Origin of the sequence: Nostoc sp. (assembly GCF_036916655.1) — a bacterium.
In the GTDB taxonomy this organism is placed as follows: domain Bacteria; phylum Cyanobacteriota; class Cyanobacteriia; order Cyanobacteriales; family Nostocaceae; genus Nostoc.
The window spans coordinates 12,050-26,861 of record NZ_JBALFY010000004.1; the positions used below are offsets into that span (position 1 = coordinate 12,050).

Annotated in this window: 11 protein-coding genes, 1 pseudogene and 1 riboswitch; of the genes and pseudogenes, 5 read left to right on the forward strand and 7 right to left on the reverse strand. The window is 40.2% G+C overall.

Annotated elements, in window-relative coordinates; translation table 11 throughout:
• Positions 1 to 49 precede the first annotated feature (49 nt).
• Positions 50 to 907: a molybdate ABC transporter substrate-binding protein gene (gene modA / locus V7L31_RS00605; protein ID WP_334694454.1), complete on the reverse strand. Its 858-nt coding sequence runs from the start codon at positions 905 to 907 to the stop codon at positions 50 to 52.
• Between the two features lie 1,046 nt (positions 908 to 1,953).
• On the opposite strand from modA, the gene V7L31_RS00610 reads away from it, so the two are divergent.
• Positions 1,954 to 2,355, forward strand: a complete 402-nt coding sequence (locus V7L31_RS00610) for a fasciclin domain-containing protein (protein ID WP_334694455.1) — start codon at positions 1,954 to 1,956, stop codon at positions 2,353 to 2,355.
• Between the two features lie 198 nt (positions 2,356 to 2,553).
• Here V7L31_RS00610 and sfsA read toward each other — a convergent pair whose 3' ends face one another.
• Complete coding sequence (gene sfsA, locus V7L31_RS00615; protein ID WP_334694456.1) at positions 2,554 to 3,279, reverse strand: DNA/RNA nuclease SfsA; 726 nt, start codon at positions 3,277 to 3,279, stop codon at positions 2,554 to 2,556.
• A gap of 142 nt (positions 3,280 to 3,421) precedes the next feature.
• Complete coding sequence (locus tag V7L31_RS00620) at positions 3,422 to 4,570, reverse strand: alanine--glyoxylate aminotransferase family protein (RefSeq protein ID WP_334694457.1); 1,149 nt, start codon at positions 4,568 to 4,570, stop codon at positions 3,422 to 3,424.
• Positions 4,571 to 5,064: 494 nt separating this feature from the next.
• On the opposite strand from V7L31_RS00620, the gene V7L31_RS00625 reads away from it, so the two are divergent.
• Together V7L31_RS00625 and V7L31_RS00630 are read left to right on the forward strand one after the other, a co-directional pair.
• Complete coding sequence (locus V7L31_RS00625) at positions 5,065 to 5,454, forward strand: DUF1499 domain-containing protein (protein WP_334694458.1); 390 nt, start codon at positions 5,065 to 5,067, stop codon at positions 5,452 to 5,454.
• 82 nt (positions 5,455 to 5,536) lie between these two features.
• Entirely contained in the window at positions 5,537 to 6,205 is a 669-nt protein-coding gene (locus tag V7L31_RS00630) for a DUF1345 domain-containing protein (protein WP_334694459.1), read from the forward strand.
• A 140-nt stretch (positions 6,206 to 6,345) separates the two neighbouring features.
• Here the strand turns inward: V7L31_RS00630 and V7L31_RS00635 are convergent, their stop codons facing one another.
• From V7L31_RS00635 to V7L31_RS00645, 3 genes and pseudogenes are all read right to left on the reverse strand, one after another.
• The gene (locus tag V7L31_RS00635; protein ID WP_334694460.1) at positions 6,346 to 7,332 is read right to left on the reverse strand and encodes an extracellular catalytic domain type 1 short-chain-length polyhydroxyalkanoate depolymerase; all 987 of its coding nucleotides are present in this window, start codon (positions 7,330 to 7,332) and stop codon (positions 6,346 to 6,348) included.
• Between the two features lie 329 nt (positions 7,333 to 7,661).
• Positions 7,662 to 7,781, reverse strand: a pseudogene (locus V7L31_RS32505) (GMC oxidoreductase); the annotation flags it as partial.
• Between the two features lie 211 nt (positions 7,782 to 7,992).
• Positions 7,993 to 10,062, reverse strand: a complete 2,070-nt coding sequence (locus V7L31_RS00645; protein WP_334694462.1) for a potassium channel family protein — start codon at positions 10,060 to 10,062, stop codon at positions 7,993 to 7,995.
• 87 nt (positions 10,063 to 10,149) lie between these two features.
• A riboswitch (Fluoride riboswitch) is annotated at positions 10,150 to 10,234 on the forward strand.
• Positions 10,235 to 10,329: 95 nt separating this feature from the next.
• Between V7L31_RS00645 and V7L31_RS00650 the strand changes: the two genes are divergently transcribed.
• Positions 10,330 to 11,652, forward strand: a complete 1,323-nt coding sequence (locus V7L31_RS00650) for a voltage-gated chloride channel family protein (protein ID WP_334694463.1) — start codon at positions 10,330 to 10,332, stop codon at positions 11,650 to 11,652.
• A gap of 240 nt (positions 11,653 to 11,892) precedes the next feature.
• On the opposite strand, the gene V7L31_RS00655 is transcribed toward V7L31_RS00650, so the two are convergent.
• On the reverse strand, positions 11,893 to 14,037 hold the full coding sequence (locus V7L31_RS00655; protein WP_334694464.1) for a pentapeptide repeat-containing protein: 2,145 nt from the start codon (positions 14,035 to 14,037) through the stop codon (positions 11,893 to 11,895).
• A gap of 604 nt (positions 14,038 to 14,641) precedes the next feature.
• On the opposite strand from V7L31_RS00655, the gene V7L31_RS00660 reads away from it, so the two are divergent.
• Positions 14,642 to 14,803, forward strand: coding sequence for a type II toxin-antitoxin system HicB family antitoxin (locus V7L31_RS00660; protein ID WP_334694465.1), 162 nt, complete (start codon positions 14,642 to 14,644; stop codon positions 14,801 to 14,803).
• Positions 14,804 to 14,812: the final 9 nt, after the last annotated feature.

Genomic DNA, 14,812 nt, shown 5'->3' on the forward strand with positions numbered 1-14,812 from the left:
TAGTTCAAAATTCACGGCAACGACTACTTAATTGATTTACTTTGGGTAATTAAGGCGCAAGAAACCCATAATTATTTCTGAAGATATTCTGAGCAGTAGTACCAGTTAAGTAGGTAGAAAAACTTTGTGCTGTCGTTAAAACTGTAGTTCTGGTGAGTATACCCAGTGGATAGACAATCGGATCGCTCTCTGTTGTTAGGGCAGTTTCTACGACTCTTACTTTGTTAGAAATGGCAGCATCAGTCTTGTAAACGGCACCTGCATCGATAGTTTTATTTACACCTCCAATCGTGACAGAAGCTTTATTTTCAACAGCAGTTAAAACGTTACGCACATTGCTAGCAAGGTATAACTTAGGGGTAAGAGTACTGAAAATACCTCGGCTAGTGAGAACTTGTTTGGTATAATTTCCTGCTGGCACGACTGGAGGAGTACCTGTGTAGTCACCTATGGCAACACCACTAATATTGGTATTAGTCAAACCATTGAAGCTAGTGAGAGCAGCACTACCAGCGCTAACAGGAGGTGTCGTAGGAGCAATCAAAACTAGACGGTTTCTGACAATGTTCTTACGGCTACCTGCAACCAATTTACTAGGGCTTGAATTCTGCAATACATCTATTTGATCGGTAGCAGCAGAAATGAAAATGTCTGCTGGCGCTCCTGCTTGTATTTGACTTAGTAAGGTACCAGAAGCACCAAATGTATAAACAATATTGACGCTTGGGTTAGCACTTTGGTATTGAGTTTTAATGGCATTCAGGGCGTTTGTTAAGCTGACAGCCGCATATACGTTAAGTGTGGTTACGGAGCTTGCTGGTGATAAATTGACAAACTGAAAGCCTATTACCAGCATCAGGCTGGTAAATGCCGTAGCAATCCAAGCAATAAATCTTCTTCTGTTCATGAAAGTTATAGTTTGGGGAAAATATTACCTAAAAGTCTGATTTTTGCCATATCTAACTGACGCACAGGTATGTGAAAAACCAGCCACAGAGATGGCAGAGGATATAGATGAATGGGAGTTAGAGAGGGGTTTAGCGTAAGTTCTACGCATAATAAATTCTTGGAAATAAACGGTCAATTACAATTGCCAAAAGCATTAGCAGTATAATGAGCGGTTTATTATTTCCAAGTAGAATTACACAAACAGCGAGTGAAATGTATTTAGTGATGAAATAATATCAGCTAAACATACTAAATACCAACTTTTTTGGTTACAAAACCCTGACAAAAAGCTGGGGCAGGTACAGATAAACCCTGAAAAAGCCCTAAACTCTTTATAGAGCATCGGTTATAGATAAAATCACCATATAGCTTATAGATATCTAAAATCCTCATTTATACCAACAAAATACTTTTAGCTATTATTTTATCTAACTTTTTTGGTAAAACAGGTGGGGAGCATCTCGCTTTTATAAAAACACGCCTGCCCTGGCGAATTTTATGAGACTGTTGGTCAATTCACGGTGGGTTTGACCCCTCACCCCTAAAACATTGGTTTGGCGTTGCTTTCCCACCATGAAATAAATTTCGGGCTAATGGCTCAAGTCCGTTGAAACGGACTGAAATCAGACTAACGAGGAATGATGCGTTAGACCCTCTATCAATTTGCCAACAGTCTCATAGAAATCGCCTGGTATATTTGCTAGTAAGCTAATCGGCATTCAAATTGCATAATCAGGGCGCTTATGTTGTCCACCCCACAAGATATTGAGAAAATTTTGAGATGCAAATTAGATGCGTTTTAGCTTAAACAGCGATCGCACCCAGAAGTGCTTATAACTAATCCGCCCATATAATGCACACATAATTCTTTATTTGTATAAAAATATATATAAGTTTTTATGATATCAATAAACAAATTGATTTAACATACCCCTAATGATAGATAGATTTTATTAAAAAATTAGTTTAGATTTGTAACAAGTTACACAGAACTAGGTAAAACACATGGCCAACATTATTGACACTGCCACTAACAATGGTTCTTTCAAGACACTAATTGCAGCAATCGAAGCGGCTGGTTTGGGAGATACACTGAAAGGCGCTGGCCCATTTACCGTCTTCGCACCTACTGATGCAGCATTTAATAAGCTTCCAGCAGGTACAGTAGACGCATTACTGAAAGATATTCCTAAGCTCAAGAAAATCTTGACCTATCATGTTGTTTCAGGCAAAGTACTGGCAGCTGATGTAGTTAAATTGAAGACAGCTAAAACAGTTGAAGGTTCAGATGTCAAAATTGACGCTTCTAATGGCGTTAAGATCAATGATGCAAAAGTTGCAACAGCAGATGTTGCTGCTGATAACGGTGTCATCCACGTAATTGACACCGTTTTGATTCCTGCATAAGCAAGCGTCAGAATAGCGAATGCTATTTCTGGGGCGGCGACTACCTATAGTCGTTTTTTAATTACAGCCTGGTTGGATGTTTTTTATTAAATACCAACTACCAATAAATCCATCTAGATACTGTCTAGATGGATTTATTGTTTCATGCCTGTAGAGATGTTGCAATTGCTAGTCTCTTTTGTGCTTATTTAGATGTAATTAAATTTTTAGTTTTGCCAAACCCAAGTAACGGATACCTTCGGGGGAAATATCAAAACGACAAGGTAATACTTCTAAACCGAGAGCGATCGCATCTCGCAATAATTTACCATATATAGGATCTGTGCGATCGCCAGGGGAGAACTCGATACAATCGCTGCGATTGATAAAGTAAAGCATCACTGCGCGAGTTAAAGGTAGTAGCGCCATTAGTTCTCGCAAGTGTTTTTGCCCTCTTGTAGTCTCCGTGTCAGGAAATAGGGCTAATCTCCCTTCAGACAAAGTTGTATTTTTTACTTCTAAATAAATCGGGCGTTCCTCATCACTCCCCGTCAAGAAAAAATCGACTCGACTTTTTTTGTCTAGTCCATAAACTACCTCGCCCTTAATTTGACTATAGTCGCCCAATTCTGGGAAAAGGTGTTTCGCCAAAGCTAGCTTTACCACCCGATTGGGCAAAAATGTATTTATGCCCACCCAAGTCGGCTCGTTGTCATGTACTTGAATTAGTTCTAAAGTGTAAGCCAATTTGCGGTTAAGATTATCACTTTTGGAAAGCTGCACCACACTTTGGGGAGTCGATACTCCAGTCATTGGCCCTGTATTGGGACAGTGTGCAGTCACTATCTCGCCAGAAGTCAGTTGAACATCTGCAAAAAACCGCTTGTAACGCTTGAGTAAAATACCAGGATACAAAGGTGGGTAACGGTAAAGCCAATCGATCATTGTAGATATATAGATATAGCAGCGATTGTTTCGGCTGACATTTAATTCTCAAATAATGTTAGCGCGATGCCTATGACGGGCTGCGCTTACGTTCTTTTTTCGGTGCGTTATCTTACTGTTAACGCACCTGACGATACAAAAGCTACTTAGGTAAAACTTGCCGCAGCGCTGCTAAAAGTTGGTCAACACTTTCTTTACGACTATTAAAGCCCATCAATCCGACGCGCCAAACAAGGCCCGCGAGTTCGCCAAGACCACCGCCAATTTCAATATTATGTTCATTGAGTAACTGTCGTGCGATCGCTTTACCATCTACACCGGCGGGAATGCGGACAGTGGTCAACGTTGGTAGTCTATATTCTTGCTCAACATGCAAACTCAGTCCTAAGTTTTCCAACCCTTCCCAGAGATACTCTACGTTTTTTTGATGCCGCTGCCAAGAATTTGCTAACCCCTCTTCTGCCAGCAAGCGTAATGCTTCCCGCAAGGCATAGTATAAATTAATCGGTGCTGTGTGGTGATAGGTGCGTTCAGTCCCCCAATACTTGCCCAGTAACGACATATCCAAATACCAGTTTGCAACCTTTGTTTGGCGCTGTTGCAATTTCTCAACTGCACGCGCACTCATCGTAAAGGGAGAAGCACCTGGCGGGCAACCCAACCCTTTTTGACTGCAACTATAGGCTAAATCAACTCCCCAAGCATCCAAAAACAAGGGGACACCACCCAAACTTGTCACCGTATCCACCAGTAGCAAAGTACCAAATTCACTGCACAAATCAGCTACCCCTTCCAATGGTTGACGTGCGCCAGTAGAAGTTTCAGCATGAACTAGAGCTAAGATAGCTGGACGATGAGTTTTTAAGGCAGTTTGCAGTTCATCAAGGTTGAAGACTTGTCCCCAAGGTTTGGTAATGGTTCGCACATCAGCACCATAACGTCCAGCCATATCCACAAGGCGATTACCGAAGTAACCAGTTACACCAATTAAAACCACATCATCAGATTCTACAGCATTGGCGATGGTTGCTTCCATTGCAGCTGTTCCCGTACCGCTAACTGCAATGGTAAGTGAGTTTTCTGTTTGCCATACATAGCGTAGCAACGACTGAATTTCATCCATGAGTGCGAGAAAAGCTGGATCAAGATGCCCAACAGGTGAGGTATTCATCGCTTGGAGAACTGTGGGATGGGCATTGGATGGCCCAGGCCCTAACAGCAGACGGGATGGGATTTCTAGCGGTGTGAGTTGCAAGCGCCCAGAGTCGTTAATTGAAATTGTTTGCGTCATAATCTGTCTTCGCCTAGACGATACTTACAGGATCATATAGGAATCCGATTTCATTCCTGAACTTACTTGTATGGGGAGAGAACTCTTAACTGGGAAGAGAGAAAAGGGAATATAGGAATCCGATTAGACCTATCTTTAAAATAAATATTCTGAGAGAATCAGGAAATAATAAAAAATTGGGTGCAGAGACAATGACCAGTCCTTTAGAAAGAATGGAATCACATCCGCAAGAGTCAAAACGATTAACTGGGATTGAGTATGAGCATTTTATCACATTAGTAATAGCCTGTAACTTTGATTGAGCAATGAATACAGGCTTTATTTTGGGAAAAAATCTAGTTAGATAGAGCGATGTCTACGACGGGCTACGCCTACGCATCACCGATGTTTTAGTGAATCTGTCATTTGCCAGAAGATGGGATTACCACAAAGTATTACACTGGTTAAGACTAAATGTAAGACAGTGTACTTATTCACTTACTCGGAATATAATTATGGTTTTTGCTGGCAAACGATCCAATAATTTAGGTATTAGCAACGGTAAATTAGCATCCTGCCCTAATTCTCCTAATTGCGTTTCTAGTCAGAGTGCAGATGCCTCTCACAAAATTGCACCACTGACTTTTACATCTACCCCAGAACAAGCAATTACTAATCTGAAAAAGATTATTCAGTCTTTACCAAGAACTAAAATCATTACCGAAAGCCAAGATTATTTGTATGCAGAATTTAAAAGTGCTTTACTGGGATTTGTAGATGATGTAGAGTTCTATCTAGACCGGAATGCAAATGTTATCCAAGTGCGTTCAGCGTCACGCTTAGGTCAGAGTGATTTGGGTGTTAATCGTCAACGGATAGAAACGATTAGAGGCAAGTTCAAATAATTCATAGCTGTAGATATAATGATTTGGTGTTGGTATTTCACCAAACATTACGAATTAGTTAAACTCTGCGATCGCTATATTTGTGAAACTTAATTTATTTAAAAACTTTGACTCCCGCCCCCGACTAATCATTGCTGTCGGACTTGCTGTATTAGTTTCAGTAATCCTTCCCCAGTGGCTACACTTACCGACTCGCATTCTCTGCGCTTGGAACTCCGGTGTTGACTTTTTTTTAGCCATAACTTGGTGGAAAATGACCAAGGCGAACCCGGAAAAAATTCGCCGTTATGCTGAGAGTGAATACGAAGGACATTTGGCTATATTCATGCTGGTGATTGCTGCGGCTTGTGCAAGTGTTTTAGCCATTGGTTTTTTACTAAGTGATAAAAAAGGGTTGTCAACAATTTTACTGACCCTACATGTCGTACTTTCAATTATGACCATTGTCAGTTCTTGGCTACTAGTGCATACGATGTTTGCAGTGCAATATGCACATAGCTATTACAAATATGTAAATCGTAATCATAATGAAGAAATCACCGGAGGTTTGGATTTTCCTAATAACGATTATCCAGACTACTGGGAATTTTTATATTATTCTTTTGTAATTGGTATGACTAGCCAAGTTTCAGATGTGGAGACAAGATCCCGCAATATGAGGCGCTTGACTCTGTTACACAGCATATTATCCTTCTTTTTCAATACCACCATTTTAGCGATGAGTATTAATATCATTGCATCGCTGATTTAAAATTTAGTTCTTCTGTGACGTAGATGATGTTTGCAAGCAGTGGGAGAACTTATGACAACAAGTGCCACAGTTACGATCCACAAACGATGCCTACCATCTGATTATTTTGGGCTTTATTGAGATTGAGGTGTTCTTATTGATCAGATGTGTTTGCCCGGAATCTGGGGTAGAGTATGACGCTCAAAGAAATTCCAAATCGTCAGAGTTGAGTCCAAACCCAGGTTGTTATTGAACTTATTAATATTTTTATCACTAGAAGTACCACCGTACCAAAGATGTCCCCCATTAACTACAGCTAATTCTAAAACCTCGGAACCAGCGCTACAACCGGAGTAGGAATAGGTTTTAACTCTATCGCTACTGCTTTGATTTTTAAGGGCAAATGCTACACCATTTGCAGTATACGTGGGACATTGGTTGCGATCGCGCCAAAAATTTACTACTTTCGGAATCGAAACGAGCGCTCCTTTTTGAGTCTTTTTGTCACCCTGATAATGTACAGATTGGTCGTTTGTGCCGTTAATCATCAGTATTGATACAGGAAGAAGTGGTTGGCATGTTTGTTCAAGTCGCATTGGCAGAGAACCAGCAACAGAAGCAAAAGCTGCTATCTGATCAGATAGTTGACAAGTCAAAGCCTGAGTTAATATTCCACCCCTAGAAAAGCCAGTAGCGTAGATTCTACGCTTATCAATATTTCTAACTTGCTGTAAGTGATTAATTAAATTCTTGACAAAAGAGATATCATCAATATTCCTTTTGCCCTTCTTTCTCAGGCTCCATTTATGGTCAATTCCATCAGGATAAACTACAATAAACCCTTTTTTTTCTGCTAATTCATTAAATCGAGAGACGTTACTAATTGAGCGCCCGCTACCATCGTCCCCATGAAATACTAAAACTAATGGCATAGGACGACTAGAAGAATAAGACTTGGGTGTGTAAATATAGTAAGTACGCACAGCACCTTGCTCAGTTAGTTCGCCATTACTATCACCCAAAATAACTTGGGATTGTCGGTCAGTTATTTGCTGTGCTTGAATTGATTCGCAAGCTGTTACTAAACTAATTAAGGTAAAACAAGTAAATACTCGCTTCCAGAACCGAAAATTTAGATGAACATTCACGGTAAATAAAATTTGCTAAAAGTGTAAGGATCTTGTTTTTTATGCTGTTATGAATAATAAAGTACATCTATTCACGTACTGTTTGCCTCACACAAATGGCTGAATAATCGCCCAATTACAACTAGTAAAACTCTAACTACAGATATAATCTAGTAGTCTGCCAAGTCAACAATGCTTGGTTCGTAGTGAGCGCTAAAGCGCTCAAGCCAAAGACTTTAGTCTTTACTACGAACTTATTCATCCATCAAAATTGGTCTGGTGGACTACTAGAACTCATGGGAGAGTTGGGTTGCGACGCTTTTCCGTTTTCCTCTCTACGAGATCCACTGTTAGGTCGCTTGAATGGAGGGCTTAATTAAGTCGCCTGCATTTTCACCAATCATGATCGTAGATGCGTTCGTATTTCCAGATAAAATGGTTGGCATCACGGAGGCATCGACAAGTCTTATTTGACCTCTCCCCCAGCCCCTCTCCGACACGGAGAGGGGAGCAAAAAGCTTAATTTTTCGTTGCTCCTCCCTTTCCGTTTTGGAGAGGGAGGTTGGGAGGGAGAGGTTCATCGAACTCACGTTGTCTTGTAGGTAATTAATAGAAAAAAATATTCGCAAATATAAGTAAGACTTAAAACATCTTTCAAACTCTCGTTATTCTAATGAAATTTTAATCGTCAACAAATGATTTCAACTGGGCAGTAACTCTTAATTTACTAAGTCTTCGCACCAGTAACATAGCTTGTTGTTTATATAATGCTACTGGTAACTGTCCAGGCAAATTATGCATCAACTCTCTAGCTACGCCGATATTGCATCCCGATATTATACTTATTTCATTTGCACCATCAAAAATAGCATCTTGAGCTAAAACTCCTTCAATTTGTACTTGCCAATTTCGCAAAAACATTTCACCTCGCTCAATTCGCTGGAGGCTATTGCTATTTGCTAGAACAACCAGGCGATCGCCAACAGCCAGTTGTGTATGATCGGCAGGCATTAACTTAACAGGCGATCGCTTCAGGCTTTGATATAAAATTGGTACAACTCCATAACCATAAGCAACCTCAGCCAATAGTAATCCATTCAGTGTATCTCCAGCTTCAATTGTGTACTCTACTACCAAAATAGTTTGAGCATCGAAGTTGAACAAGCTGAGAATATTTTCTCCAAAAGCAGCAGCAGCAAATACTTCTGCTGAAATAGCAGAGGTGCAAATAACTTGAGCATAAGGAAACAAGCGTGCGACGTTATCACGAAAATATTGGTCGTAAGTCCTAATAATCACACGAGTGTTAGGACTCTTAGCGTATGCCATCAAAGCTATTTCCAAATTTTCCATATCATCGTCCGTAACGACAACGACACTTTTACTATTAGCGAGATTCACCTTGCCTAGAGCATCAGCAATATTATCAATAATCAGTGGTATTTTGTTGAGAAAATCGGCATTTAGTGCTGTGCTGCTAATACCTACTAAAGGCTGCTTGAATTCTTGTAATAAAGCCGCGACTCGCTGTCCAACTCGATTTAAGCCAATAAGTACAACATGGTCTTTTTGAGGGATTAATGGCTGAAAAGTATTGAAAAACTTAAATCTTGAACTTAACAGAGAATCAGTTAGCAACGCGTATAAAACCCCAACAAAACCTATACCTGTTAAAGTTAGTGCGAGGCTAAACAATCGCAACCACCCAGGCATATTTTCCGCTGGTTCTGGTGGTGTTTTAAAATTCACGCCGCCAAAAACATCTCCATATCCTCCTAAAAGTAAGATAGCAATAGCATAAAATGCTTCTACTATGTTACTTCCAGGATAATTTAATATATAAATAATTATTCCAAAACACCAAAGAAAAAGTAATGTAATTCCACAAATAATTGCCACCCGCAAACTCTGATAATGATAGAATGTTCGCGCTAAAGATGCCATTTTATGTTTGAAATTATTCCACGCTCTGCCTAATACAATTTCTTGCCATAACTGCTGCCAGTTGTATTTACGTACAGTAGCAAGTTGCTTCAAACTTTTAACTTGCTCTGTAACTTCAATATAAATAATCGTATCACCTGGGTGTAATATCGCTTCTGGTTCCCACTGATGAAATTCTTTAGGCAAGAGAGACGAATCATTAGCATGATTCAATACCCGACGATATAAAGTATTTAGTTCATGTATACGCCATTTATTGCCCCAGTTATCACTCATTTTAATCTGACGTTTGACTACCCGAAATTGGCGTTCCTCCAGTTGGAAATATCCAAGATTCTCATCTCCAAGAGCTGCAACAGCAAAGCCAGAAGCGGAAATTTGATTCGGTTCAAAGGCAATAAAATTTCCAAGAGTTTGACTTAAAAGTTCATTGAGATTTTGTTTGTCAGAACGTACAACCAGGCGAATTTGAGGATTTAAAAGTCTTGCTGCAAAGGCAGCTTCTATATTTACCCGTTCATTACCAGTAACTAAAAGTACAGTTCGGCACTGAGAAATATTTGCCTGTTCTAAAATACTGGTTTGACGGCAATCTCCGATTAATAAATGTTCTAATAAACTGGATAAATTTGATACCTGCAAATTTTTGGGTTGTTCTTGATCGATAGCATTGACAATAGCACCATACTCTTTCAGTACTGCAACACAATGCTGACCCAAACTTCCTAGCCCACAAACTAAAAACCGATCTAGTTTTGTTTGAGAATCTTTAACAGGCTGATAATTAGTTTCTGATGATGGCAGCATACAATACCGCCAATTATAGGCATTATTTATCTATATCGTAGAATACCAAAGATATTGACCTACAGCAAAAATGGTACTATTAATTAGATAATTAACGGCGATGGAGCTCGCCAAAACCGCCTTTCCAGCGCGATAAACTCTCTTCTGGAAGGCTGATGGCTCCTACTTTCCTTGCTAACTGCGGGAGAGTAGGGCTTGGCTAAATGCATTACCTGACTCTCCTGTAGAAAGTATTTGTCTACAAATTGCACTTCAAGGAGTCATGGTATGAAACACTTTCGTCAGTTTGAACCATTTATTGCCTTACCTCATCTAATTAAGTGGTTGCCTATTTCCTTTGTGGTCGGCATTCTTGCTGGAACTGCCTCTGCGGCTCTTTTAGCATCATTAGAATGGGCAACTGATTGGCGGGAATCACATCGGTGGATTATCGCCTTGCTTCCCCTTGGCGGCTTCTTAAGTGGTTGGATTTATCATCAATTCGGTCGCACTGTAGAAGCTGGAAGTAACCTTTTACTGGAAGAAATTCACAATCCTAAAAATATTATTCCCTTCCGTATGGCTCCTCTAGTTTTACTAGGAACAGACCTTACCCATTTTTTTGGAGGTTCAGCCGGTCGTGAAGGTACAGCATTACAAATGGGTGCTTCTTTAGCAGACCAGTTAACTAAAGTATTGCATTTTAAAGGAGCTAATCGGCGAATTTTGTTAACAGCAGGTATCAGTGGAGGATTCGCTTCCGTTTTCGGCACTCCCTTAGCTGGAACCGTATTTGGTCTAGAGGTTTTAGCTATTGGTAAAATTAATTACGACGCTCTTTTTCCTTCTTTGATTGCTGCGATCGTAGGGAATCAAGTAACTTTACTATTAGGTTTACATCATACAGCATATCGACACGCTCCCTCTATACCGACGCTCACAATTTGGGGATTGATTTCTGCCATTATCGCAGGTGCAATTTTTGGAATTGTTGCAAAATTTTTTGCGAAAATAACTCACCAAATTAGCCACTTATTTAAAGCAAAAATATCTTATCCTCCAATGCGTCCTTTTATCGGCGGTGTAATGATAGCAGTAATTGTTGGGTTGAGTGGTACAACCAAATACATTGGGCTTGGTATCCCTACTATTGTTGATTCTTTTTTCACTCAGCTACCTCCTTGGGATTTTGCAGCCAAATTAGGTTTGACTGCTCTAACTTTAGGAGCAGGTTTTAAGGGTGGGGAAGTGACACCTTTGTTTTTTATTGGTGCAACTTTAGGTAATGCTTTATCACTGCTTTTAGCACTACCTGCACCACTATTAGCAGGAATGGGATTTGTGGGTGTGTTTGCAGGTGCAGCAAATACACCTTTGGCATCTACTTTAATGGGAATTGAACTATTTGGTCTAGAATCGGGAATATTTATTGCTATTGGCTCTGTAGTCAGCTATTTATTTTCAGGACATTCAGGAATTTACTCTGCACAGCGTATTGGGTTGAGTAAATACTCTGCTGTATATTTAGAAGAAGGGGTGACTTTGGCTAATTATGGACGAGAAAAAGTTGAGCCAAAAATTGATTTACCTGATGACGGCGAAGAACTATGAGTCCTAATAATGATTATGGGTTTATCCCTATTCTGTCACTCTCCCGAATAAGTAAGTAGTTCAGGAGCTAAATCATCCAGAAAGACTTTAGCTTTCGCTTACAAAAGGCTGCTATTGCTGCTTGGGAAACCTTCAATAACCGTTATTCTCGTTAAAGATGGGAAGAGTGCAAAGTGCGATCGCAACTAAATGTAGGGGCGCAAGATGTACGCCTCTACCGTGATTGTAATTGAGAGTAAATCACCCTAAACCCAGAAAATTTGAAATCAACGGCAATAGATTGCTGCACTGTTCAACCAACTTTGTGGCACTGGGTATACTAGAAATTGTCCCTTTTAAAATCTTAATAGCCGTTTTCGCCGCCTTTTGCAGTGCCCCTTGTTGAGGGCTTTTCCCAGCTTCAGCTAAGGCTTTTACCTGTTCTAATGCCTCAGCTTTATCTTCTGGCGGTAAGTTTGTATCAGCCTCAATCGCTGCTTGCAATTGCGTCAACAATTCTTTAATTCCCGGTTTGTCTGGTTTTAATGATGCTGGTAACTGGTTGATAGTATTTGTTACCGTACCACTAATATCACCTAAGTTTAAAGCTTGTCCACTGGCATTAAAATCTCTGCCTACACTACCAATTTCAATCTTGCGGCTGGCATCATTGCTGTTAGTCATATTTTTATTCTCAACTTTATTGTCAACTTGAACATTAATTGGTTTATTCGCTAATAATCTTACAATCTCTGCCATCTCTCCACTTTGTTGGCGATAAATAACTATTTGTTCATCTTTAGCTTGTAATTGTGCCTTATATTTTTCTTCTACAGCTTGCAGTGCGAGTTGATAATTTTGCGTAAAATCGCTATGAATCTTCTCTTTATCAGCACCATCAGGTACACCAACTTTAACAACTACTACGCCATCACCTTTATTTTCAATACTCTGTAGAGCTAATTCTGTGTCTTCATTTTGATTTTGTACTGTTTGGAAGGCGTTAACAAAAGCTTTCCAGTCTATGCCATTACGGAAAATTAAATCAACAGTATTTAAAACTTCTTCAAATAGCTTAGTAAATTCTCTTGGTTGAAATTCGCCACTACTAGGACGGCGTTCGCGGTCATCTGTTTCAGGCTTTGGATTTTCTAGAAGATAGATAAAGCGACAATCTACGTTATCTAATTTGGTTGTACTTTCAATATTCCACGCTTCCAGACAAGCACCTGTCATTTGAGCGCTGGTGAAGTTAGTACCTACAGCTTGAGCTAGAGTTAGATTTGCCCAAGCTAAATAAGCGCCTTGGAAGGAGGCTTCTGTAATATCAGCATTGTTTAAATTCGCTTTTGTTAAATCTGCACCGATGAGGTTTGCGCCTTTTAAATTCGCACCAGCATAAGATTTTCCTCTACCATTGCCAGTTACTAGCAAATTAAGAATATCTCGTTTAGCTAATATTGAGTCGCCTACTCTAGCAAAGTCCAATTTTTTAACTTCATAAAAACGAGTGCGTGTGAGGTTAGCCTTTCTGAAATCTGTATTTTTGAGGGTTGCGCCAGTAAAATCAGCATCGGTTAAATCGGCATTGCTGAAGCTGGTTCCACCTGTAGCAGCAAAAGCGATTGCAAATGAGCGAACCCAAGCTTCTTTTTCATTTCCAGCCAGACTACGCCAGCCAATGTAAGCACTAAATAATGTAAAGACTACAGCAAAGCCTCCGGTGAAGGCTACGGCAAAAGCTCCGGCTCCGGCTACAGATGAGGCGAAGGCTAGAGCAAAGGCTACGGTCAAGCCTACGGCTACGACTACGGCTACGGTTACGGTTACGGTTACGGCAAAGGCTACAGCGAAGGCTCCGGTGAAAGCTACGGCAAAGGCTCCGGCAAAGGCTACAGCGAAGGCTCCAGCAAAGGCGACGGCTACGGCTACAGCGAAGGCTAGAGCAAAGGCGAAAGCTGCGGCTCCGGCTCCGGTAAAGGCTACGGCTCCGGCAAAAGCGAAGGCAAAGGCAAAGGCGAAGGCAAAGGCTACGGTTCCTAAACCTGTTGTCAAACCCTTATAAATGGTAATAATCCAAAAAACCAGCATCACAATTAGGCAGACTATCCCCGCGATGAAGTTTGCAGTCCTTTGGGCTTCGGTGTTAAAAAGATATGCTACAAATACACCAAAAGTAATTGAGAAAAACCCTGATATTCCTGATAGCAGCCATGAGGAGATAAGCAACCCAATAGTCCAACGTCGCTGTAGTCCAGCCTTAGTACCTGTGAAATTAGCATTTTTAAGAATTGCGTTGGTAAAATTTGCCCCTTTAATATCCGCCTTGCTAAAGTTTGCCCCAGTCAGGTTTTGACCTTTAAAAGAGCGGCCTCGGAGATTTTGACCGGAGTAGTCTGGCGGCATAATTGCGTCAGCAAGAAGTTTTTAATGAGATTTTATACAACTGTACTCTGCAATATTTTGGATTTTGGCAAAATATAAAATTTTGGATGAAATACGTGATATCCAGGCCTGATGATGCGCCCTCATCTTTGAATATTCAAGCAAATATTAGTAATATTTATGTTATCGTCAGTACAATGAATGTGTGCTTATCGAAATTACAACGTTGGTCATTAACATTACAATGTTTCTTCTTAAGATTACAACGTTGGTCATTAACATTACAATGTTTCTCCTTAACACTACAACATTAAGAAGAAATGTTGTAGTGTTAGTTACCAGCATTACAATTGATGGCTGGACGGCAATTTTCAAAGGAGGATCGTAAAATCCTGCGATCGCAAGTAAGGGAGACACCACCAAATACTGTTCCCTCTAACAAATCACTTTACTGTTGCTTATCCATATCAGCTATCAAAACAGTCAAACTTTAATGTCCTAAATCTTTCTTTTGCGATCGCACCTACTCAACTACTCTAAAATTAGATTACCTCACCAAACAACAACCTTAAGATGACCAGAGAATTTAACGTTATTATAGAACGCGACTCTGAAGGTTATTTTGTTGTCTCCGTGCCTAGTCTGGCAGGATCGCGTTGCGACCCAAGCCAAATCTCTAGACGAACTGATAGAGCGGATTAAGGAAGCTATTGAACTTTGTTTAGAGGTTGAACAAGAAAATGCCGAAGCATTAGAGTTTATCGGTGTGCAGAGGGTTTCTGTTTAAGTACGAGCA

Excerpts from the sequence above, each read along its gene's own strand:
- V7L31_RS00625 (WP_334694458.1), top strand. The coding sequence starts at position 5,065 with ATGGTTTTTGCTGGCAAACGATCCAATAATTTAGGTATTAGCAACGGT.
- V7L31_RS00610 (WP_334694455.1), top strand. The coding sequence starts at position 1,954 with ATGGCCAACATTATTGACACTGCCACTAACAATGGTTCTTTCAAGACA.
- V7L31_RS00645 (WP_334694462.1), bottom strand. The coding sequence starts at position 10,062 with ATGCTGCCATCATCAGAAACTAATTATCAGCCTGTTAAAGATTCTCAA.
- sfsA (WP_334694456.1), bottom strand. The coding sequence starts at position 3,279 with ATGATCGATTGGCTTTACCGTTACCCACCTTTGTATCCTGGTATTTTA.
- V7L31_RS00655 (WP_334694464.1), bottom strand. The coding sequence starts at position 14,037 with ATGCCGCCAGACTACTCCGGTCAAAATCTCCGAGGCCGCTCTTTTAAA.
- modA (WP_334694454.1), bottom strand. The coding sequence starts at position 907 with ATGAACAGAAGAAGATTTATTGCTTGGATTGCTACGGCATTTACCAGC.
- V7L31_RS00620 (WP_334694457.1), bottom strand. The coding sequence starts at position 4,570 with ATGACGCAAACAATTTCAATTAACGACTCTGGGCGCTTGCAACTCACA.
- V7L31_RS00650 (WP_334694463.1), top strand. The coding sequence starts at position 10,330 with ATGAAACACTTTCGTCAGTTTGAACCATTTATTGCCTTACCTCATCTA.